Origin of the sequence: Marinococcus halophilus (assembly GCF_900166605.1) — a bacterium.
Classification (GTDB): Bacteria; Bacillota; Bacilli; order Bacillales; family Marinococcaceae; genus Marinococcus; species Marinococcus halophilus.
The window spans coordinates 1,807,738-1,829,710 of record NZ_FVZD01000006.1 but is presented as its reverse complement, the minus strand read 5'-3'; the positions used below and the strand labels follow the sequence as shown (position 1 = coordinate 1,829,710).

The 21,973-nt window shown below is 46.3% G+C and carries 24 protein-coding genes and 1 tRNA gene; 18 read left to right on the top strand and 7 right to left on the bottom strand.

Annotation, left to right across the window (positions count from 1 at the left end; translation table 11 throughout):
* Position 1 precedes the first annotated feature (1 nt).
* The 4 genes from B5066_RS15325 (at position 2) to B5066_RS15310 (ending at position 3,891) form a co-directional block, all read left to right on the top strand.
* On the top strand, positions 2 to 985 hold the full coding sequence (locus B5066_RS15325) for an alpha-ketoacid dehydrogenase subunit beta (protein ID WP_079476768.1): 984 nt from the start codon (positions 2 to 4) through the stop codon (positions 983 to 985).
* A gap of 13 nt (positions 986 to 998) precedes the next feature.
* Positions 999 to 2,237 carry a dihydrolipoamide acetyltransferase family protein gene (locus B5066_RS15320; protein ID WP_079476767.1) on the top strand — a complete coding sequence of 413 codons (1,239 nt, stop codon included), beginning with the start codon at positions 999 to 1,001 and terminating at the stop codon, positions 2,235 to 2,237.
* A gap of 131 nt (positions 2,238 to 2,368) precedes the next feature.
* On the top strand, positions 2,369 to 3,382 hold the full coding sequence (locus tag B5066_RS15315; protein ID WP_079476766.1) for a metal ABC transporter solute-binding protein, Zn/Mn family: 1,014 nt from the start codon (positions 2,369 to 2,371) through the stop codon (positions 3,380 to 3,382).
* Between the two features lie 80 nt (positions 3,383 to 3,462).
* Complete coding sequence (locus B5066_RS15310) at positions 3,463 to 3,891, top strand: BrxA/BrxB family bacilliredoxin (protein WP_079476765.1); 429 nt, start codon at positions 3,463 to 3,465, stop codon at positions 3,889 to 3,891.
* A 68-nt stretch (positions 3,892 to 3,959) separates the two neighbouring features.
* On the opposite strand, the gene B5066_RS15305 is transcribed toward B5066_RS15310, so the two are convergent.
* Entirely contained in the window at positions 3,960 to 4,196 is a 237-nt protein-coding gene (locus B5066_RS15305) for a hypothetical protein (protein ID WP_079476764.1), read from the bottom strand.
* A gap of 170 nt (positions 4,197 to 4,366) precedes the next feature.
* Here B5066_RS15305 and B5066_RS15300 point away from each other — a divergent pair, with 170 nt between their 5' ends.
* From B5066_RS15300 to B5066_RS15290, 3 genes are all read left to right on the top strand, one after another.
* A complete protein-coding gene (locus B5066_RS15300; protein ID WP_244897377.1) occupies positions 4,367 to 4,729 on the top strand; it encodes a hypothetical protein in 363 nt (120 codons plus the stop codon).
* A gap of 73 nt (positions 4,730 to 4,802) precedes the next feature.
* Positions 4,803 to 4,877 (top strand) — tRNA-Arg (locus B5066_RS15295).
* Between the two features lie 169 nt (positions 4,878 to 5,046).
* Entirely contained in the window at positions 5,047 to 6,063 is a 1,017-nt protein-coding gene (locus B5066_RS15290) for an aromatic acid exporter family protein (protein WP_079476763.1), read from the top strand.
* Positions 6,064 to 6,138: 75 nt separating this feature from the next.
* On the opposite strand, the gene prli42 is transcribed toward B5066_RS15290, so the two are convergent.
* The gene (gene prli42, locus B5066_RS16860; RefSeq protein ID WP_156847924.1) at positions 6,139 to 6,219 is read right to left on the bottom strand and encodes a stressosome-associated protein Prli42; all 81 of its coding nucleotides are present in this window, start codon (positions 6,217 to 6,219) and stop codon (positions 6,139 to 6,141) included.
* A 102-nt stretch (positions 6,220 to 6,321) separates the two neighbouring features.
* On the opposite strand from prli42, the gene B5066_RS15285 reads away from it, so the two are divergent.
* The 7 genes from B5066_RS15285 (at position 6,322) to B5066_RS15255 (ending at position 13,227) form a co-directional block, all read left to right on the top strand.
* Positions 6,322 to 7,446 carry a M20/M25/M40 family metallo-hydrolase gene (locus tag B5066_RS15285; RefSeq protein ID WP_079476762.1) on the top strand — a complete coding sequence of 375 codons (1,125 nt, stop codon included), beginning with the start codon at positions 6,322 to 6,324 and terminating at the stop codon, positions 7,444 to 7,446.
* 17 nt (positions 7,447 to 7,463) lie between these two features.
* Positions 7,464 to 7,901 carry a YaaR family protein gene (locus tag B5066_RS15280; RefSeq protein WP_079476761.1) on the top strand — a complete coding sequence of 146 codons (438 nt, stop codon included), beginning with the start codon at positions 7,464 to 7,466 and terminating at the stop codon, positions 7,899 to 7,901.
* 12 nt (positions 7,902 to 7,913) lie between these two features.
* Positions 7,914 to 8,381 (top strand): low molecular weight protein-tyrosine-phosphatase, encoded by a 468-nt coding sequence (locus tag B5066_RS15275; RefSeq protein WP_079476760.1) that lies wholly within the window; start codon positions 7,914 to 7,916, stop codon positions 8,379 to 8,381.
* Entirely contained in the window at positions 8,381 to 9,235 is an 855-nt protein-coding gene (locus tag B5066_RS15270) for a fructosamine kinase family protein (protein WP_079476759.1), read from the top strand. The genes B5066_RS15275 and B5066_RS15270 overlap by 1 nt, the downstream gene beginning before the upstream one ends.
* A 143-nt stretch (positions 9,236 to 9,378) precedes the next feature.
* Complete coding sequence (locus tag B5066_RS15265; RefSeq protein WP_079476758.1) at positions 9,379 to 10,875, top strand: phytoene desaturase family protein; 1,497 nt, start codon at positions 9,379 to 9,381, stop codon at positions 10,873 to 10,875.
* Positions 10,872 to 12,320: a phytoene desaturase family protein gene (locus B5066_RS15260; protein WP_079476757.1), complete on the top strand. Its 1,449-nt coding sequence runs from the start codon at positions 10,872 to 10,874 to the stop codon at positions 12,318 to 12,320. Before B5066_RS15265 ends, B5066_RS15260 begins: the two co-directional genes overlap by 4 nt.
* Positions 12,321 to 12,384: 64 nt before the next feature.
* Entirely contained in the window at positions 12,385 to 13,227 is an 843-nt protein-coding gene (locus tag B5066_RS15255; protein ID WP_233133212.1) for a phytoene/squalene synthase family protein, read from the top strand.
* A 386-nt stretch (positions 13,228 to 13,613) separates the two neighbouring features.
* Here the strand turns inward: B5066_RS15255 and B5066_RS15250 are convergent, their stop codons facing one another.
* Together B5066_RS15250 and B5066_RS15240 are read right to left on the bottom strand one after the other, a co-directional pair.
* Positions 13,614 to 14,213: a hypothetical protein gene (locus B5066_RS15250; RefSeq protein WP_079476755.1), complete on the bottom strand. Its 600-nt coding sequence runs from the start codon at positions 14,211 to 14,213 to the stop codon at positions 13,614 to 13,616.
* Positions 14,214 to 15,199: 986 nt separating this feature from the next.
* Complete coding sequence (locus tag B5066_RS15240; protein WP_079476753.1) at positions 15,200 to 15,982, bottom strand: TerC family protein; 783 nt, start codon at positions 15,980 to 15,982, stop codon at positions 15,200 to 15,202.
* Between the two features lie 354 nt (positions 15,983 to 16,336).
* Between B5066_RS15240 and B5066_RS15235 the strand changes: the two genes are divergently transcribed.
* Positions 16,337 to 16,711, top strand: coding sequence for a PilZ domain-containing protein (locus tag B5066_RS15235; RefSeq protein ID WP_079476752.1), 375 nt, complete (start codon positions 16,337 to 16,339; stop codon positions 16,709 to 16,711).
* Positions 16,712 to 16,763: 52 nt separating this feature from the next.
* The gene (locus B5066_RS15230; RefSeq protein WP_079476751.1) at positions 16,764 to 16,985 is read left to right on the top strand and encodes a hypothetical protein; all 222 of its coding nucleotides are present in this window, start codon (positions 16,764 to 16,766) and stop codon (positions 16,983 to 16,985) included.
* Between the two features lie 64 nt (positions 16,986 to 17,049).
* Here the strand turns inward: B5066_RS15230 and B5066_RS15225 are convergent, their stop codons facing one another.
* Together B5066_RS15225 and B5066_RS15220 are read right to left on the bottom strand one after the other, a co-directional pair.
* Entirely contained in the window at positions 17,050 to 17,820 is a 771-nt protein-coding gene (locus tag B5066_RS15225; RefSeq protein WP_079476750.1) for an SDR family NAD(P)-dependent oxidoreductase, read from the bottom strand.
* Between the two features lie 142 nt (positions 17,821 to 17,962).
* Positions 17,963 to 19,015: an EAL domain-containing protein gene (locus tag B5066_RS15220; protein ID WP_079476749.1), complete on the bottom strand. Its 1,053-nt coding sequence runs from the start codon at positions 19,013 to 19,015 to the stop codon at positions 17,963 to 17,965.
* Positions 19,016 to 19,283: 268 nt separating this feature from the next.
* Between B5066_RS15220 and B5066_RS15215 the strand changes: the two genes are divergently transcribed.
* Positions 19,284 to 20,270, top strand: a complete 987-nt coding sequence (locus tag B5066_RS15215) for an aldo/keto reductase (RefSeq protein WP_079476748.1) — start codon at positions 19,284 to 19,286, stop codon at positions 20,268 to 20,270.
* An 85-nt stretch (positions 20,271 to 20,355) separates the two neighbouring features.
* Here the strand turns inward: B5066_RS15215 and B5066_RS15210 are convergent, their stop codons facing one another.
* The gene (locus tag B5066_RS15210) at positions 20,356 to 20,724 is read right to left on the bottom strand and encodes a cupredoxin domain-containing protein (protein WP_079476747.1); all 369 of its coding nucleotides are present in this window, start codon (positions 20,722 to 20,724) and stop codon (positions 20,356 to 20,358) included.
* Positions 20,725 to 21,003: 279 nt separating this feature from the next.
* Here B5066_RS15210 and B5066_RS15205 point away from each other — a divergent pair, with 279 nt between their 5' ends.
* Complete coding sequence (locus tag B5066_RS15205) at positions 21,004 to 21,540, top strand: YceI family protein (protein ID WP_079476746.1); 537 nt, start codon at positions 21,004 to 21,006, stop codon at positions 21,538 to 21,540.
* The last annotated feature ends 433 nt before the right edge of the window (positions 21,541 to 21,973 follow it).

The window sequence follows — 21,973 nt, the reverse complement described above, 5'->3', positions numbered from 1 at the left end:
TATGGCAGTGATGTCTTATATTCAGGCAATCAATACAGCGATGAAAGAAGAAATGGCGCGGGATGAGAACGTGTTTGTCCTGGGCGAGGATGTCGGTCTGAAGGGCGGGGTGTTCCGTGCGACCGAAGAATTGCACAGCACGTACGGCGACGAACGCGTTATCGACACGCCGCTCTCTGAATCAGCGATCGCCGGAGTAGGCATAGGGGCAGCGATGTACGGCCTCCGCCCGGTAGCAGAAATGCAGTTTGCAGATTTTATTATGCCTGCAGTAAACCAAATTGTTTCTGAAGCAGCCAAAATCCGCTATCGCTCTAATAATGACTGGTACTGTCCGCTCACCATCCGGGCGCCGTTTGGCGGCGGAGTGCACGGCGCCCTCTATCATTCGCAGTCAGTGGAGGCGCTGTTTGCCAATACGCCGGGCCTGAAAGTAGTGATTCCGTCCACGCCGTACGATGCAAAAGGACTGCTGAAGGCGTCCATCAGGGACAACGATCCAGTGCTGTTTTTCGAGCATAAGCGTGCGTACCGAATGCTCAAGGACGAGGTGCCGGAAGAAGATTACACCGTACCACTCGGTAAAGCGGCAGTCAAACGTGAAGGCACGGATGTCACCGTGATTACATACGGCCTTTGTGTGCATTTGGCCAGCCAGGCTGCTGATACGCTTGCCGCCGAAGGCATAGATGTGCATCTGTTGGATCTAAGAACCGTTTATCCAGTCGACCGGGAAGCCGTCAAAGAAGCAGCAGCTAAGACAGGAAAGGTACTGCTTGTCACTGAGGACAACCTCGAGGGAAGCATTATGAGTGAAGTGTCGGCAATCATTTCTGAACACAACTTATTTGACCTGGACGCCCCGGTCCGGAGGCTGGCAGCTCCCGATGTGCCGGCCATGCCTTACGCTCCGACACTTGAAAAAGAATTTTTAATGAATACGGATAAAATCACGAAGGCGATAAGAGATTTGGCGAAATTTTAGGAGGGTATCAAGGATGCGCAAAGAAGTAACGATGCCGCAGCTTGGGGAAAGCGTCACAGAAGGTACGATTTCCCAGTGGCTCGTAAAGCCGGGAGATAAAGTGAAAAAATACGACCCCATCGCAGAAGTGCTGTCAGATAAAGTAAGTGCAGAAATCCCCAGCTCTTATACTGGAGAAATCAGCGAGCTAGTTGCTGAAGAAAACGAAACAGTAGCTGTGGGGACGCTTATATGCTATATGGAAACAGAAGAAACGCAGCCGGACATAGTAGAAAAAGCTTCGGCTTCTTATGCAGAAACGGCCCCGGGACAAGAAGGCGGGGAGGAAGAAAAATCGATGAAAAAGAGGTATTCACCGGTGGTGTGGCGGCTCGCACAGGAGAACGGGCTGAGCCTTGAAAATATCGAAGGCTCCGGCAAACAAGGACGCGTCACAAAAAAAGACGTAGAAAAAGCGATCCGGGAAGGTGCGGAAAAAACCAAGCAGGAAGAAGCTGCGCCTTCACCGTTTCCTATCTATTCCACGAAGCCTTCAGAAAATCAGGAGGAGCGTGAAGGTGACACAATTATTCCGGTAACTGGAGCAAGAAAAGTTATCGCAGACAACATGGTGAAGAGCAAACAGGAAATTCCCCATGCCTGGACGATGATCGAAGTAGACGTTACGGATTTGGTGGCGTACCGGAACAGCGTGAAGGATGACTTTAAGCAAAAAGAAGGTTTTTCGCTTACGTACCTGCCGTTTTTCATGAAAGCTGTCTCCGAATCCCTGCAGCTGTTTCCAAGCCTTAATTCCACCTGGGACGGTGACCGGATTATCCAGCGCAAGGAAGTAAACCTTTCGATGGCTGTGGCCAGCGAGGAGGCTCTTTACGTGCCAGTCATCAAACGGGCAGATGAAAAAAATATCCGTGGTCTCGCCCGGGACATGCAGTCTCTGGCAACCAAGGTCCGCCAGGGAACTATTAAAGCAGAAGAAATGAAAAGCGGAACGTTTACGGTGAATAATACCGGATCTTTCGGCTCTGTGCAGTCCATGCCGATTATCAATCATCCACAGGCCGCCATTCTTTCCGTGGAATCAATTGTTAAACGTCCGGTTGTTATGCAGGGTGATATGATAGCAATACGCTATATGGTTAACCTGTGTCTTTCCCTGGATCACCGTATTTTAGACGGTCTTCTGTGCGGGCGGTTTTTAGCCGATTTAAAGCAGCGGCTGGAAAATTATAAAGGGACCGAAAACATTTAACAGAGGCTTCCCCTTAGGGAGTCTCTTTTTTTCATGCTTAAAAAAGAATCACTCTTATTTACAAAACTATTTCCCTGCGCTAAAATCAATATACATACAAAACGTAATCATTACGATGAAGAGGTGCGATAATGAAAAAACATTTTATTTTAGGAGCTGCTGGGGCAGCATTTTTTACTTTAAGTGCCTGTGGAGCAGCAGATGACCAAAGCGATCAGGGATCCGAAAATGAAAATAAGGTCGAAGTTTATACGACGCTCTTTGCTTGGGAGGATTTCACCAGGCAAATCGGCGGGGAGCACGTAAAAGTAGAAAACGTTGTACCGGCGGGCTCGGATGCACATACATACGACCCGACGCCGCAGACGCTCACAAACATAGCAGAGGGTGACTTGTTCGTGATGACCGGGAGCGGAATGGAAGGCTTTGCCGACGAAGTGGAAAGCACGATTGGCAACCAGGACGTGCAGATAGCCAAGGTGGCAGAAGCAGTGGGAAGCGCAGAAGAAGGCCATAGTCATGAAGAAGGCCACAGCCACGAAGAAGGGGAAACCGACGAAGAGCATGCAGAGCATGAAGAAGAAAGCCACAGTGAAGAAGAGCATGCCCATGATCACGGGGGCACAGATCCTCATATATGGATCGATCCGGTTCAGGCGAAGGAAGCGGCTACTGTAATTAAAGAACAGCTCGTTGAAGCAGATCCTGATCATGAGCAGGCTTATGAAGAAAACTATGAGGAACTGGCAACAGAACTCGATAAAATCAACGAGCGATTCCAAACTCTTGCAGAAGAAAGCAGCAAAGATCAATTTATCGTTTCCCATGCAGCTTACGGCTATTGGGAGGAACGGTACGGACTCGAAGAGATAGCTATTAACGGAGTGAATGCCCAGAGCGAGCCGTCCACGCAGGAAATCAATGAAATTATCGATACAGCAGAAAAAAATGATCTGAATGCTATTATGGTGGAAGAAAATATTCCATCCGATACGACGGATGTTCTTCAGGAAGAAATCGGGGCGGAGGTTTATACGTTAAACAACCTTGAGTCCGCCAGTGAAGAAGAAGTTGCTGACGGGGCTACCTACGTTTCGCTGATGAATCAGAATGTCGATAATCTTGAAAAAGCACTGAATGAATAACTTTTCGAGCTTCTCACTTGTGATTTTCTCTCCCTATCCGCTACAATATAGGTATTCGGTGAAGGAAAGGAAGGATTTTAATGAATTTTGATTTTTACGTCAATGATATAGTACAAGCTTCCCGAGACGAAATCGAAGAAGCTGGTTACCAGTCTCTCCGTACGCCTGAAGAAGTCGATGAGGTGTTGAATAAAGAAGGCACAACGCTCGTCATGGTAAACTCTGTATGCGGCTGTGCTGGAGGCATTGCCCGTCCGGCAGCAGCTTACATGACGAATTATGATACGAAGCCCGACCGGCTTGTTACCGTATTTGCAGGTCAGGACAAAGAAGCAACAGAACAGGCCCGTTCTTATTTCACAGGGTTTCCACCGTCATCTCCGTCATTTGGGCTCCTAAAAGACGGCGAACTCGTTCGTATGGTGGAACGTCATGAAATCGAAGGCCATGAACCGATTCAGGTTGTTCAAAAACTCGAAGAAGCTTTCGATCAATACTGCGCAAAATAATAAGTGCCCTCCGGGGCGCTTTTTTTTGCAAAAAAAGAGCTCCTCTCTGGCCGAGGAGCCTATGGCACTTACTTTTCTAAATGATAAATATTGCCGTCCTGCTCTACAGTAGTATCGACATCCGGAAACACGATTTCGCTTGTTTTGGGCTCGAATTCCTGAGAGGTCTCAAAGCCAACCCGAAAGTCATTGCTTTTGGTGGACGGGCCTTCTTCTTTAGTTACGCTGTACCATAAGGTTTTACCGTTGGAGGCGATTGTTGTCTGAGGTTCGCCTATGTTAGCTTTGAATGTTACTTCTGCCATTTGTTATCCCTCTTTCTTCGTGTAAGATCTATAAAGGGTTCTTCCCTTCATCGCTTTTGCTTTAAACGTCATTTGCAAAAATAAGAAAAGACAGCAGAGGCGTCTTGACGCTCAGGTTTAGATTCATGGTATACTGTGTCGGACTACATAAATGAAAAGGGCGGAGACAAATGATTCAAACGTATTATGAAAAAATTCAGGAATACTTAAATATGGACGAGGAAATTTCGTATGATGAGTTTCGCGATTACTACCAGAATGTCATCGATGAGCTTGATACAAACGCCTCCGGCTACGAAGAGGAGCAGGTATGGAAAGCTTTATTTATTACGGAAAGCCTCATGTCCAATGCCGAAGACCGCCAGAAACGTACGAAAAAAAAGCAGGAGGCAAAAAAGTTCGGCAAGATGCATGAACGTTCCAAAGTGTATTCCCAGCATTTCACTAAACGGCTGCAGGAAGCAGGCTACAGTGAAGAAGATATCAACGGCCAGTTTGAAAAAATGCTGGAGGGTTCTTCCGAAGAAACATAATTTAAAAATGGGTTGACTTTACTATTCGTTCATTGGTATAGTATTCATTGTCTTGTTAAAACATATGACAAAAGCGCCTATGGTGAAAGGGATATCACTCGAGATTCCGGTTCTCGCATTCCAGGTTCGAGTCCTGGTAGGCGCACCAATGAATAAATGTGTGAGCAAAGGAGCTATTCCTTTGCTTTTTTATATGCTGTTTGGAATGTAATGGGCGCGTGCAAGAGGACCAGGGCTGAAACATCTTAGTCAGTTTCCCTGCGCCCGGGTTTACGATATAATACAGATACGAATGAACAAACAGAGAGGTTTTTTAGATGGGGAGATTCCGAATTGGCTATCGGACGCTGAAGACAGCAGTAGGTACTGCTATATCCGTATACATTGCCCAGCTGCTGCAGCTCGATTACTACATATCGGCAGGCGTCATTACCATTCTTTGTATTACCACGACCAAAAGAGGCTCTCTGACAGTCAGTATTGAACGACTCGTCTCCTGCGTGATCGGCCTGGGAGTAGCGAGTGTATTTTTTGAACTAATCGGCTACAATCCAGTGGCTGTTGCGATGCTGTTTCTGATCAGCATTCCACTCAGCGTAGCGGCTAATGCCGCCCGGGGAATCGTTACAAGCAGCGTGATAGTTCTGCACCTTTATACAGAGGGACAGGTGAGCGCAGGCATATGGATGAACGAGCTGGCAATTATTTTTATCGGTATCGGGGTAGCTTTAATCATGAACCTGTACATGCCGAGCAGTGAAAAAAGCCTGGCCCAGGACCAGCTAAGCCTCGAAGACGCTTTCCGCAAAATCTGGGAGGAATACGCAAACTACCTTCGCTTTGGAGATAACATCTGGGACGGCGGGGAATTTTCGGAAGCAGCTAAAATTATTGATGAAGCTAAAGGAAAAGCTCTGCGGGACATAGACAATCATTTTCTCCGGGATGATGACTACTTCTACCACTACTTCCGCATGAGAGAAAAGCAGTTTTCGGTACTCGAAAGTATTTTGCCGTTTATTTCTTCCATCGACCAGTCTGTGCCCCAGGGGCATAAAATGGCTGATTATATGGATGAGTTAAGCGACGCCGTCTCTCCGGGCAATACTGCCGGCTATTTCTTATATCGTCTTGACGAGATGAAGCTTGAAATCCAGCAGATGGAGCTGCCAAAGACGAGGCATGAATTCGAAATACGATCTTCTTTATTTTACATTTTGTATGAAATTGAAGAATACCTGCTCATTAAAAAAATGTTTAAACCCGACCCGAAGCGGACGCACACCATATCGGGCAAGCGATTAAACAGGCAGAAGGCACGAAGGAATAAATAAAAAGCAGAACCCCGGGCATGGGCGCCCGGAAGTTCTGCTTCCTCCTATACATACAAGCAGAGCAGAGGTATTGATTTAAAACATTACTGCTCCGCCCATTAACAGGCTGCTGCCGACAAGCGCAAAGATCATAATGTAAATAATGACTTTCTGCATTCTAACCCCCGCTTTCAATGGAAACTAATGCTCAAATTATAACACAGCAGGCGAAAAAATATGTAATAAACCTAAGCAATCCGCAAAGGAGTTATAATAGTGATGGCAAATCAAGAACGTTTAATACAGGAATTTATCGAACTGGTACAAATTGACTCAGAAACGAAACACGAAGCCAAAATAGCCGATGTCATTAAACGGAAATTTCAGGAGCTGGGGCTTGAAACGAAAGAAGATAATGCAAAATCCCTCACCGGTCATGGAGCAGGAAACCTGGTCTGTACGCTGAAAGGCACGGACAGCACAAAGCCGGTGATTTATTTCACCGCCCACATGGATACGGTCGAACCGGGGAAAGGCATTGAGCCCGAGGTGCAGGACGATTATATTGTATCGATGGGAGAGACCATTCTCGGTGCAGATGATAAGGCAGGAATTGCTTCCATGATGGAAATGGTAAAAGTTCTTCAGGAAGAAGAGGCCTCCTACGGCGATATTCAATTTATTATTACAGTCGGGGAGGAATCCGGACTGGTGGGAGCAAAACATCTTGACACGGGTCTCGTGCATGCTGATATGGGCTATGCGCTCGACAGCGACGGGCCTGTAGGTACTCTTGTCACTGCTGCACCGTACCAGACGAAAATGCATGCTGCTATTTACGGAAAAAAGGCGCATGCGGGAGTGGAGCCTGAAAAAGGCATATCGGCCATCAGTGTCGCTTCTAAAGCAATAACCAAAATGCCGCTCGGACGAATTGATGAAGAAACCACAGCTAATATTGGAAGCTTTGCCGGGGGCACCCAGACCAACGTCGTGTGCGATGAAGTTGTAATTTCTGCAGAAGCGCGCTCTTTTAAACCAGATAAGTTGAGCCGGCAGGTAGCTGCGATGCGGGAGGCTTTCGAAGAAGCAGCCGAAGAAATGGGCGCACAGGCTTCTGTGGATATACAGCCAATGTATGAAGGCTATGTGCTGGCTGAATCCGACGACGTGGTGCAGCGGGCCGTCCAGGCTGCCCACCGGCTTGATGTGGAGCCTCGAACCGTAAGAAGCGGCGGCGGGAGTGATGCAAATGTAATTTCAAGTTACGGTATTCCTACGATCAATTTGGGCGTTGGTTATGAAAATATACACACTACTGAAGAACGCCTGCTTATTAGAGAATTTGTAAAAGTACCAGCATTTATGGCGGCTATCGTAACGGAGCCGGCAGAAGAAGAATAAAGGGGGAAGGCGGACGATTGGATATTCAGCGTCTTCAGGGGAATGTAAAGGCACCACTGCCTAACGTAAAGGAAAGAAAAGCCGAAAAAAATCCATTTTCAGAAATGATGCAGACCGAGCAGGCTAAAACATTCAGCCGGCAAATGGGAATCATGCTCGAACAGCTCGATCAGCAGGGGCGCCGCCTGATGGAGCACCAGACTATTCCGGAATTAAAAGAATATAAGCGTCTTGTGCGCGAAATCCTCACGGAGCTGAAGGACCACGGATTGAACCTGCATGAGGAAAGATCCTTTGGCAGTGACGGCAGGCTTAAAACCCATCAGCTGATTGAAAAAATTGATAAAAAATTAGTGGAAATGACAGACCAGATGCTGCAGCAGGAACAAAAGCCCCTCTCTCTTCTCGACATGGCCGGGGAAATTAAAGGCATGATTATACATCTCTATGGGTAAAGGAGAGAAGCTATGAGTGTAAAGGTGTTATTTATCTGTTTAGGAAACATCTGCCGCTCGCCAATGGCAGAAGCTCTTTTTCAGAAGCATTTGCAGGAAGCGGGAATGGAGAATAAAATAATAGTGGATTCAGCCGGGCTTGGTGATTGGCACGCAGGAGCGCCGCCGCACGAAGGCACAGTCGGTGTTCTTAAACAGCATGGAGTCCCTGCAGGCCCTGGGCGGTCCCGGGTCGTGGGGGCCGGGGAAGAAGCCGATTATATTGTGGCTATGGATGAGCAGAACCTTGAGATGCTTGAAGACTTTCAGGTTTCTGCAAGAAGCGGGAAGGTATGGAAGCTGTTGGATTTTCATCCGGAACGCCCAGGCGAAGACGTGCCGGATCCTTATTTTGAGAATAATTTTAAAGACGTGTTTGAACTGGTTAATACGAGTACTTTCCATTTACTACAATGGATTAAAGAGCAGGAGAATGTATAATGGAGCATATTCAAAAAGCGATACGGTATGTAGACCCACAGGCAGAAGTAACTAATATAGCAAGCCTCTCCGGAGGAAGCATCAGCTCTGCCTACCGCGTGGACACAAACCGCCGCTCCTATTTTATGAAATGGCATGAAGAAGCTCCTTATGATTTTTTCCGCCAGGAAAAACGCGGGCTCGAATTTCTGCGTGAATCGGAAGCAGTGCATGTTCCCGACGTTCTGCACTGGTCAAAGAAGTTTATTATTATGGATATCATTCAGGGAAGAGGGAACAGCCGCACCGATGAATGGCTGGGACTCGATCTAGCTCACCTTCACCAATCCTCCGGAGATTATTTTGGTCTTGAAGAGGATAATTTTATCGGGGAGCTGCCCCAGGAGAACTCCTGGGAAACGAGCTGGGTTCGTTTTGTTAGGGACCACCGGCTGCGGCCACAGATGGAAATCGCCAGATCCCTGGGCAAACTGACGGAGGAACGGGCCCGCCGCCTGCGCTACATTCTGGATCATCTTGGGGAGTGGATACCGGACGACCGGCAGCCGGTCAAGCTGCACGGAGATCTTTGGGCCGGCAACTGGCTTACAGGCGAAGAAGGGCGTCCGTATTTGATCGATCCTGCCTGCTGGTACGGGGACTATGAATTTGATCTTGCTTTTACCCGGCTGTTTGGAGGTTTTTCTGAACGGACGTATGAGGCTTATGAGACTGTTCAGCCGATCGAAGCTGAATTTGAAGAGCGGATGCCTCTCTATCAGCTATATTATTTGCTTGTCCATTTAAATGTATTTGGAGAAATGTACGGGACCCAGGTGGACAGGGTGCTTGCATTATACAGCAGAAGCCGCTGAGCCGGACCTTTCTTTTGGAAAGGTCTTTTTTATGCCTCTACAATGTCTATTTTTCGGATTTTTGGGCAGGTTGAGAGTGCAGAAAAACGGGAATAAAACTTTGGACGTGATCATAAGGTTTTGACAGAGAGGGGCTTTTTGGAGTGAGAGACACACATATTGCGGTTATTGGGGCGGGCCCCGGAGGACTTACCGCTGCCATGCTGCTGCAAAGCCAGGGGTTTCAAGTAAGTTTGTTTGAAAAAGATGACAAAGTAGGTGGTCGTACATCCCATGTGGATGTAGATGGTTACCGTTTTGATAAAGGTCCAACATTTTTAAGTATGCCGCATATCGTCGAGGAAATTTTCTCAGCGACCGGGAGGGATCTGGCGCACTATATTTCCTGGAACTATCTGGACCCAATGTATGAATTGTTCTTTGAGAATTCGAGCTTCCGGCCGACCTCCAATAAACAGGAAATGAAACGGAGGATCGCTGCTTCCTTTCCTGGTGACGAAAAGGGATACGACCGCTTTATGCATGACCTGGGGAAACGGTGGGAGGCGCTTCTGCCGGTGCTTGAGCACGAGCACGGCTCACTGCTCGACTACATGAAACCCCGGACGCTTAAAGCCCTTCCGCACCTGGCGCTTGGCAAATCGGTGTACGATGTGCTGAGCCAGTATTTTTCCGATGAGCGGCTGAAGCTTTCTTTTACCTTTCAGTCCAAATATTTGGGAATGTCGCCTTGGGACTGCCCCGGGGCATTCAGCATTCTTTCCTATATGGAGCATGAATATGGTATTGTTCACCCTACTGGGGGATTGAATCAGATACCTAAAGCAATGGCTAAGGCGTTTGAAGAGGATGGGGGCCGGCTTTACTTAAACGCGCCGGTCAGGAAAATACGGACGAAAAGACAGCAGGCTGCAGGGGTTGAGCTTGAAAATGGGGAAGTATTCGGGGCGGACGAAGTAGTGGTGAACGCAGATTTCGCCTATGCAGCTACTGAACTGTTCGATGAGCCTTTGAATAAGTGGAAAAAAGAAAAAGTGGCTGAAAAAGACTTTTCCTGCTCAGCGTTTATGCTCTACGCAGGCGTTGACGCCACTTATCCCGAAGCGGCTCATCATTCAATCGTTTTTTCCAATGATTATAAAAAAAATGTGGAAGAAATGATTCATGAAAAGATTGTTTCAGACGACCCGTCCATTTATATTCATAATCCCGCCGTGACCGACAAGACGCTCGCCCCTGCAGGAAAGTCACCAATTTATATGCTTGCCCCAGTGCCAAACAACCAGAGCGGCATCGACTGGGAAAACAACAAAGAGAGCTTTCGGGACCTGGTGCTTGACCAGGTGGAAAGCCGATCACCGTTTAAAGGCCTCCGGGATCATATTGAAGTGGAAAAGATTTATACACCCACGGACTGGCAGATCGACAGTAATGTATACGAAGGAGCTGTGTTCAACCTCTCCCATCGCTTAAATCAAATGATGTATTTCCGTCCGCATAACAAGTTCGAAGACGTAAGGAACTGTTGGCTGGTGGGAGGAGGAACGCATCCTGGCAGCGGCCTGCCGACAATTATCGTATCCGGCAGAATCACTGCCCAGGCACTAACGGCTAAATACGCCAGGGAGCGGGCGCAATGAAAAATATTATTGTTGGAAGCGGCATTGGCGGGCTGGTAACAGCACTCTATTTAACGCAGGCGGGTGAGGAAGTAACAATAGTGGAAAAGGACAAAGAAGCCGGCGGAAGAATCAAATGGGTGAAGCAGGATGGATTTAAAATTGATGAAGGACCAACCATTGTACTGCTGCCGGAGACAATCAAAGCAATACTCGCCGAAGCAGGCATGGACCCGGAAGTATTATCTATGGAACGTATTGATCCACTGTATCGGATGGTTTTTGCTGATGACACGGAATTTTATAAATGGAGTGATCCCGACAAGCAGAAAAATGAGATGGCTCGTGTTTTCCCTGGAGAAGAAGAAAACTTTGAAAGATTTATACGGGATATGAAGAAGAATTTCCTGCAGGGAGAAAAAGATTTTTTATCCCGTTCATTTATGCGTAAACGGGAATTTTTCACTGCGGGTAACATCCGTTCTCTGTGGCAGATGAAAGCCTATCAGCCGGTTAGATCCCAGGTGGCGGATTATTTTGAAGATGCCAGGCTCAGGGACGCGTATTCGCTTCAGACTCTTTATATTGGCGGAAATCCTGCCACTACCCCCGGTATTTACTCTCTGGTTTCCTTCAGTGAGCAGTATCACGGCATCTGGTATATCCGGGGAGGATATGCCACACTGATCGAAAAAATCAGGGAAGAACTTGAACGGCGCGGAGTAATATTTCGATTTGAAGAGACAGCACTAAGCATCCAGGCGAAAGAAAAGACGTTCACCGCCTTAAAAACGGATAAGCGGGTAGAGCCGGCAGAGCGGCTGATTTGTAATTGTGAACTGCCGGCAGCAGAACAGCTGGTGGAAAAGAAACCACAAAAAAAATACACTTCTTCATCAGGATGCTTGCTAATTTATTTAGGATTAGACAAAATATATACAAAGGCTTCTATACACCAATTTTTCATGGGAAATAATTTTGATCATCAAATGAAGCAGGTTTTTGACACGAAAGAATTACCGGAAGACCCGAGTATTTATGCATTCCACCCGTCTTTAATAGACTCTACCCTCGCCCCGGAAGGTAAGAGTGTGCTGTATCTACTTGTTCCCGTACCATCAGGAGATAACATCGACTGGGAGGTGCAGGACGAGTTTATTCAGTCTATTTTAGAAGCGGTCGAAAATAAAGGATTCCCGCACCTGCGTTCTTCGATTCAGTGGATGCAGGTTCGAACGCCTAAGGATGCTGAAAGATACGGGTTGTATGAAGGAGGAAGCTTCGGAATTGCACCAGGTTTTACTCAATCAGGTGCGTTCCGGCCGCAGCTTAAGCCGTTTTCGTACAACAACGTATACGCGGTAGGCGCTTCGACGCACCCTGGTGGCGGTGTGCCGATTGTCATGCAGGGAGCAAAATTGTTAGCAGAGCATCTTAAGGTAGGAAGAAAGCAGGATGTTTTCTGATATACACCCGGCAGGGGACCAGCCATCGCTTGGCTTCTGAAATGCGGGAGAGGGGATGAGAAGTATGAAACCAACGTTAGAAAAAGCATACGAGGAATGCCATCGTATCATCACAATGCACAGCAAAACTTTTTCGAAGGCATTTGATATTCTGCCTCTTAAAAAAAGACAGGGTGTATGGGCCGTTTACGCTTTTTGCCGCACGGTAGATGATATTGTGGATGAAGGAGAAAACCCGGAACAGGAATTAAAAGAATTTGAAACTATGTTTCACCAGTTCCTGCGTGATCCCTTTTACCAGCCATCGCTGCAATGGATTGCACTTAGGGACACGTTCGAACGGTTCGATATGGAAGTACAGCCTTTTCTGGATATGATTCAGGGGCAGTATATGGATTTGGAAAAATTTTTTTATTACACATTGGAAGAAGTTGAAGGGTATTCCTATTATGTAGCAGGAACTGTGGGGCTGATGCTTCTGCCTATCCTTTCTCCGGAGCGGTTTGAGCATCTGAAGCCGGGGGCCGTTGCTCTTGGAAAGGCGATGCAGCTGACAAATATTCTGCGGGATGTTGGAGAAGACCTGGATAGGGGGCGCGTTTATTTCCCTGTAGAAATACTGGAAAAGCATGGATATACTAAGAAGGAGCTTTACCAGCACCGTCTGGATTCGTCATTTGTACAGGCATGGGAAGAAACCGCCGCTAGGGCAGAGGAGCTTTATGCAGAAGCACTCGAATCAATTGATCAGTACCCAAAGGATGCCAGATATCCTGTTAAGGGAGCTGCCTATATGTATCAGGCAATTTTAGAGTCGGTACGAAAAAATAATTATCAGGTTTTCAAAGAGCGGGCTTACGTTTCTAAACGGGATAAATGGAGCATCTTAAAGAGAATTTCTTCCTAAGATACAATGCAGGTGAATATTTAAATGTAAACCGCGGGATGCTATTATATCCGGCGGTTTTATTCTGCCTATACATAGTGGCAGCAGGGGTAATCCAGATTTAGCCAGGGATCTTCGTAACGCTGCTGCCTGGAGCGAGCGCTTTCAGCAGAAGGAACAATCTGATATCGAAGAAGAACAGACGGCGGAAACGATTCACCGTATATTTCATGATTTGGATGTTTTTTATAACGGGCATGGGAAAAAGCCATTCGGCGTTACGCACGTAGACAACGGCGAGCATGCAGAAAAGGTCGATATATGACCGGTAAATATAGAAAACCACCGGGCGCCCGGTGGTTTAGCTATTTTTAGAAGCTCTTTTGCTTTCTCTGCGGAAAGAAAGTTTAGTTATTGCCTTTGCTGTTTGGGTCCCGCTGATTTTTTCCTTCTTCCTGCGGCTCAATGTCCGCTTGATCGTCTTTTCGTTTTATTTTTTCCTCGGGAGATTCCTGGATGTTTTGGTTGGCACTGTTCTCAGAATCAGAGTTATTGGAATCATCAGAGGAAGAATTAGAAGAAGATACCTGCTCTGCACCCTGTTTTGCCTGATCTTTTACTCCTTCGAGCTCCTGCTCTGCCTCTTTGGCGGTATCGGCTACGTCCTTCAGCTCATCGCCGGCCTCTTTTGCCGTGGACACCACGCCTTCGGAATCTTTTTTCACCTGCTGAATCTGTTCGATGATGTCTTTGCCGTAATCATTATAAATCTCCTGCAGCTGGGTCGTCGCCTGCTTGGCAAGCTCCACAGTGCGCTGGAAACGGCTTTTCAGTTCGTCCGTATCAATTTCCTGGTTCGCTTTATTTACTTTATCCTTGATGCCTTCGCTGCTCCCGCTCTGGCTGGTGCTTCCGGAGCTTTTCGTATACCAGTAAACCCCGCCTCCGATAGCTGCGGCTGAAAGCGCGATAATTGGAAGTGTCTTCTTGCTGGAAGTGTTACCCATGATATCTACTCCTTTTCGATTTTAAATAGGCCAGCCTGTAAGAAAAGGCTGTTAATAATTAACTGTGCTGGGCAAAGCCCCATCTGGTTACCGGGAACTCCTTTAAGTTCAGATTTCGATGCTAACTTCACCGGCAGCGGTCCAGGGAATTAAAAAAGAGTCAGCAAAGAAAAAGCTTTCTTCTGCTGGCTCATGGGTTAGCTTATTATCCAACCATTACCGCCGCGCCTGATAATTAAGAATGAACTATAAACATATATCCTTTATGCTTGTTCATTAAACATTTTATTAACTGCCTGTGCAAATGCTGCTACTTACATAGTTTCTAATACCAGCATTCACTTCTTCAACAGCCCTGGTAGGAAGCTGGTGCACCTTACTCTGGATATGAACATTAGTCATGCTCTAAAGCTGGGATTTGAAATCCTGCCGATGCTTGTTTACAAATATATCATTGCTGCCAAATATCGTCAGAACAGGGCAGGTAATATAAGGAAGAAGGGAAATGCTATTATAACACCTGCCCTTCAAGTACATTTCCTCAAAAACATCTGAATCGCCGCTTTTGATATTTTTTCAATACGTGCCTGCTGAGCCTACTTTTTTGTACGGGTGAAAGCAAGGCCTTCGCCAAGCGTTCCAAGCAAATTTTCATACGTGCTCCAGATGCCCAGTCAGGACATTCCGGCCAACAAAAGCGTTCTTATTATCTTTGGAAAGCTGCTGATTAATATAAATGCTTCTGTTTTTTCTGGGTGCCTGTAAGCAAATTCCTGGGTGGACAGGCCACCAAAAGAATAATCATTATTGTCAGCCGTAAAATTAAATTTTATTCTCATCTCTTTTTACCTTCAATCTATATAAATAAACGTCCAGGCTAGGCTTGAAGAATTTGTAAAAAAGCACCCTCAAGCTTTTATCTGCTTAAAGGCGCCTGGTTTATATGCAAAGCTAATTGCAATAATACTGAATAGAATTTTAATTATTTAACGTTCTTTTGCTGTTTCATCTTCTATTTTCGGACTGGATAAAAACCAGCCGCTAACTGCGATCACAACGAGAATGATATAGAAGGAAGCCTTCCAAAGCGGCGAATGGGAGAAAGCTTCCGGAATGATGTGCAGTGCCGGATGACTCAAAGCATAGACGGCAAGCTTTACCCCAACCCAGCCAACGATAACAAAGGCAGTAATTTCGAGGCCAGGGCGTTTTTCCAGCAGGATAACAAACTTACCGGCAGCAAAACGCATAATAACAACCCCGATCAATCCACCGAACAAAATAACCGCGAAGATTCCACCATCAAGGCCTCCAATAGACGGGAGACCGGAGGCAGGCAGGGTAATAGCAAGAGCGACACCAGCAAGAATCGAATCGACGGCAAACGCAATATCTGCAAGCTCTACCTTTAAAACAGTTTTCCAGAAGCCGGGCGACTTAGTTTCGTTCGTTACAGCAACCTCGTTTTGGTGCTGGTGGTGGCGGACCATATGCCTGATAATATGGTTAATGGCAATGTATAGAAGATAAGCGGCCCCGATCGCCTGCACCTGCCAGACACCCGCCAAAAAGCTGATGATAAAAAGTGATCCGAAGCGAAATAGAAAAGCTCCGAACAACCCGTAAAACAAGGCCTTTTTCCGCTGTTTTTCAGGAAGGTCCTTCACCATTACTGCCAATACCATCGCGTTATCTGCTGCCAGCACGCCTTCAAGCAAAACCAGAATGACCAGCACCCAACTGTATTCCATTAATAAACTTGCATCCATTCCTTTTCTCCCCTTATAAGAAAAGGCATATTAATAGCCTTTTACCTGAATGATCCGAAGGAAAAGGCGTAAAAAAACCTTTTCCTCCCCGTAACTGTTACGAAGAAGAAAAGGTCTCGCTTATAGTTTGATAACTACCATCAGCACCGGGGCGCTAAAGCCCGTCATGACGATGCGGATGCAGGAAAGCTACTCCCCTTTTAATCTATACTAATCATATTCCGAAGCAAGCACAAAGTCAATCTTTATTAAAAATGTAGAGAGGAAGCTGGAAAAACGCTTTTGAAATCGAAAGATAGAGTCTATATACTATTGATAAAGCACATATTCCGTATGAAGATAAAGGAGAAGGATATGCCGGATTCAAGAAAAAATCTACGCTACTATTTTGAAATTCAACCACTGCATGGGACCTTTTTTATTTATCAGATGGATAGCGTTACCGTGAACAGCGCGGAAGGGAGTATGGCGATCTATGATCTTTCCGGAGGGGGCATGCGTTTTTTCTCCCGTTTGAACCTGCCAGTCACTGACCGTGTGCTTTTAACCTTTTCCTTTCGCGCGCTCTATAAACATTTCACTCTTCACGGATGTATAAAGCGGAAAGAAAAACAAAGCGAAGGCTATATGTATGGAGCCTTTTTTCCGGATGAAGTCAATGATCAAAAAAATGAGCTGGTGTGGACGGTGCACCAGTTAAACCTTGCGCATAAAGAGCGCCAAAATTAAAAACCTTATAATTTTCACCTGCAACACATGTCAGTAGTGGAGGAGGAGAAGTATGAATAACGATTTATTAAAAGAGCTGCTGCTGATCGCCCGCATTGCTGCTAAGGAAGAAGGGACGATTTCCCCGGACGACTCCAATGAAGAAGTCCACTTTGATTATTTGATCCAAGAAGCAATGCTTGAAGCCGAAAAAGTTACAGATGAAAAAGATGAAAAGGTGGAATATATAGATCCGGTAGTGACAGAAAAGGGTAACCAATTTATAGATATATAATTCGGACTGGAAGATAGAAGGCCCCCGGCGCTGAAGCCGCGGGGCCTTCTGTACAAGTGAATTTTTACTTAGCTGCCATTCCGCCGTCGATGCGATACTGGGAACCGCTAATAAAGTTGGATTCATCAGAAGCAAGAAATAATGCAAGGTTTGCGATATCCTCAGATTCTCCGTAGCGGTTCATTGGTATCGCCTGCTCCTGCTCGGTGCGGGCAGATTCCGCATCGTCCGGGTTAAATCCTTTCTCGAGTGAACGCATCATCCGGGTGTTTACCGGCGATGGGTGAATGGAGTTAACACGAACGTTGGAGTCGGCTACTTCGAGAGCCGCTGTTTTGGTCAATCCCACTACACCGTGCTTGGAGGTGGTGTACGGACTAACGCCCGGGGACCCCATCAACCCTGCAACAGAGGAAGTGTTTATGATGCTGCCACTGTTTTGCTTCGCCATGACGGGCATCACGTATTTTAATCCGAGGAAGCTCCCTAATACGTTGACGTTCATTACCTTCATGAAATCGTCAGCGCTCTGCTCTGGAATAGGAGCTACTTTGCCTTCGATGCCTGCGTTGTTAAAAAAGACATCTACTGTTCCAAACTGTTTCACTGTTTGATCTACATAATTTTTTACGTCATCTTCATTCGTAACATCGGCCACTGTCGTTTCTACAGGGCCATATTCATCGAGTTCAGCTTTAACGCTGTCCAACGATTCCTGATTCATATCCACGAGCATGACATTGGCGCCTTCTAGAAGGAATTTCTTAGCCGCAGCTTTACCAATACCCCCTGCGCCTCCAGTTATTATAGATGTGTAACCTTCAAGTCTTTTCATGAGAAAAGCACCCCTTCCATATGAGGATTTATTTATAATAAGTGTGGCATCGTAACTTTTCCCTGTGACTAAAGAATTAAAACAAAGAAGAGGGAGTAGGGCATACTGCCTTCAAGCATGTGCCGGACACATGCTTTTAAAATCAATGGTTAGTATTCAAGGTGCGTGGAAGGGCGTCCAACGGCTGGGCCTGCGGTTTGGCGAAATAGTAGCCCTGAAACAATTCGTACCCCATTTCTGCTAAATAGTCGGCGTCTTCTTTACGTTCAATTCCTTCGGCAAGCGGCTGAGAACCAGTATGGGCAGCGACCTGGAGTAATGCCGCCGCAACTTTTTGCTTTTCGTGATCCCTGCTTACTCCGTCAGAATACTCTCTGGCCAGTTTCACAATATCCGGCTCAAGGTAGGAAAGCTTTTTGAGATCATTGGCCCCGGTGCCGACATCATCGAGAGCGTATTTAAAGCCATGTTTCCGGTAATAGTTAAGAATCGCTTTTAAATGCCCAATGTCCTGGACTTCATCGCTTTCTACAACCTCGAAAACGACATTTTCCGGCGCGATTCCCCTTTCATTTATCAGGCGGATCGTGGTTGATAAGCAGTGCTCGGGTACATAAATAGCAGTTGGAATAAAATTGATGAAAATCAGCTTATCTTTAATGGTGGCTGCATTTTTAACAGAAGCCATGCGGCAGACACGGTCAAGCGCAAACAGGCGGTTGCGGATACGGGCTGCTTCAAGCAGAAAAAATGGGGCAATCGTGCTTCCGTCTGCTCCTTTTCCGCGGGAAAGGAGTTCGTGGCCGATAATGGTATAGCTTCCGTATTCGCGCTGGACAATAGGCTGGTAGTGCGACTGGATTTGCTCCTGATCGATAATGTCGTCGATCCAGGCTGTTTCTTTATAATCATGAAGTGAACGGAGGGGCTGCCTGGCTGCTGTGTTCTCCAGCGGAGCATCTTTTGTGGCCCGGTAGACAAAAATCTCGTTGGGATTGTAATGCACCTCCAGGTAATCGAGTAAATCAAAAGCAATAGTTTCTTCCATCCATGCTATATGGTCCTCTAATTGCTGCCACTGGTAGTTCTTGTGTTCAGCAAAATAAGGATTAAGAATGGCAGGTGACTGCCCGTTTTCGAAAATAAAAGTATAGCCCTGCTGTCCGGGCATACAAATATCGCAACCGTTTTTCATACGTAGCCTCCAAATTGATGTAGTTTTTATAATAATATCGGTTTATAAGCTGGATATTCAAGTGAGCAATGAGAAGGCAGCATTAACACGGGCCGAGACGAAGCCAGCCTGAAGTTTTTGAATGAGACATCTATGTTTAAACCCTCCCGTGAACGGTAACTAATTTAAAGTGATCATTGTCAGGAAGCTGGATCACTTCAGATGAAGTATGGCAGCCAGTAAAGTTAAATACGACTGTTAAGAACCTTTATAAAGGAGGAAACCGATAATGATAAACTTAAAGCAGGAAGGAAAACTTGGCTTTGGAACAGCGCCGCTTGGGAATATGTACCGCGAAATTCCGGAGGAGGAAGCTATAGAGACAATTGAAGCAGCCTGGGAGCACGGCATCCGTTACTTCGACACCGCGCCTTTTTACGGAGCAGGGCTTGCGGAGCTGCGTACAGGAAAAGCCTTAGCTAAGCATAATCGCGACGATTATGTATTAAGTACAAAAGTCGGCCGGTACATTTTAGACGAAACAGAAGAAAAAGAAGGGCTGTTTGCCAATGGCCGCAAAAACAAAGTTATTGATGATTATACTGCAGAAGGTACACGCCGGTCGATTGAGCAGAGCCTGGAGCGTCTGCAGATGGATCGACTCGACTTTGTATATGTGCATGATATTTCCCCGGATTTTCAGGGAGACGAATGGCTTGCCAAATTTGAGGAAGCAAGAACAGGCGCCTTCCGTGAACTGACTAAACTTCGCGAAGAGGGAGTCATCCAATCCTGGGGGATTGGAGTAAACCGCACAGAACCAATTGAACTTGCCCTTGACCTTGAAAATTCCAATCCGGATATCAGTCTGCAGGCAACACGATACACGCTGCTTAACCATGAGCACGCCCTGCAGCGCTTAATGCCGGCGGCTGAAAAACAGAATGTCAGCATTATTGTTGGTGCGCCATTTGGTTCAGGTGTTCTGGCTGGCGGCTCGACGTACGAATATTCGGATATTCCGCCTGAAATTGCTTCCCGTGTCGAGCAAATGAAGACTATTGCCGAGCGCCACAATGTCAGCTTAATTGCAGCCTCCCTGCAATTTTCAGCGGCCCATCCCGCAGTGGCAGCTGTAATACCTGGAGCAAGCCGCCCACAGCGGATTCAGGACAACCTTGAAGCATTAAACGCTAATATTCCGGCTGGGTTCTGGCAGGAGCTGCGCCAAGAAAGATTGGTGTCGCCCGAAGCGCCGCTTCCTATCAAAGAATAAAAACCGACTAATCGAAGCCGCCGTCCCTGGATTCAGGAACGGCGGCTTTTTTATCCAATAGGAAACTAAATAAAACTGTCTGGGCTTACTGGACAATAAGTGTAGCGGTCATGTCCGCATGGCCTTCGCCGCAAGGCACGCTACAGTAAATGTTATATCTCCCCGGCTCTTCTGGCGTGAACGTTGCTTCGCCTTCGCCTTGAATATCTATGTCAAAGCTGTCGATAGCAAGGCCGTGGCCGCCTTCCTGGCTCGTTAAGCTGACGTTTACAGGCTCACCGGCGTCAACCGTGTATTCTTCCTGATCGAACTCGAAGTCAGTAGCGATGACATCCATGGTTTGAGCCTCGGCGTTTTCACTAGTGCTTTCAGACCCATTGCCTCCATCACTGCCGCCGCACCCGGAAAGAAAAACAGTTAAGCCAAGAAAAAGTGCTGGTACGGAAAACTTCATCGTAAAATCTCCTTTCAACATTAACATACTGGTATTACTCGAAAAGGCCAGAAGAAAAGAGCCCTGCAGCTGGGTTCAAATAGGTAACTGCCTTCTCAATTATTGTAAAGTAAAATCATAGTAGAAGACAAAAACTTCCTCGAAAATAAGAACAATTATTTGGAAATAACGGAATATTTGTTATTTCAAAGTCGAAAAAGTAGATTTAAAGACTTGATACCTTTATACTATCTGTAGTTTCATTAGTTTATATAAATGTATTTTTAGGAGGAGTTACTTATGGCGAAAACAGTCTGGACAGTCGACCCCGTGCACAGTGAAATTGGCTTTTCGGTAAAGCACATGATGATCTCAAGAGCGAAGGGCACGTTTGATCAATTTGACGCAACGTTAAAAGTGGATGTGGAAGACTTAACAGATGCAGAAATTGAAGTGGTGATTGATGTAGCAAGCATTAATACCAGTGATGAAAATCGTGATGGCCATTTACGGTCTGCGGATTTCTTTGATGCTGAAAACTATCCTAAAATGACATTTGTCGGCAAGGAAGTTAAAAAAACAGGTGAAAGCGAATATGATGTGACAGGCGATCTTACGATTAAAGGCACGACGAAAGAGGTTACCTTAGACGTCACGTTTGAGGGCCAAAGCAAAGATCCGATGAGCGGAAATATGGTAGCCGGGTTCAGCGGCCAAACTACTGTCAACCGTAAAGAATTTGGCTTAACCTGGAACGCTACACTTGAAACGGGCGGCGTGCTCGTTGGCGAAGACGTGAAAATTAATATTGAGATGGAATTGCACAAGCAGGATTAAAGTTAGAACAGAAAGTACATGTGTTATAAAAATAAAGGACTTTTAGACATCTCTCCAGGAGGTCTAAAAGTCCTTTTATTGTGGATGAATATCATCCTCCGGTTTAAGAGGGGGCTTATCCGTAGGCGCCGGCAGCTAGTAAAACCAGTGCAAAAAAGACTGCCAGGCCGACAGCAAGTCCAAAATACAATTTGATAAAATTCCACATAGGCTCAGTCGCTCCTTTCAAAGAGAGAAGAGGGTACTGATGATAAAACTGGAAAGTACGCTTAAAACTAAATATATAAAAAAGAAAAAGCGCCTGTATGTAAAATTAACAATAACAAAAAGAGCATTCCCTGCCCAGTAAAAGCGGGAAGGCTCTTTTTAATGCAGAAGAAGCGGAGGCTATGAGTGGAAAACCGGCTCAATCGTATACCTGTAAACTTCAAAA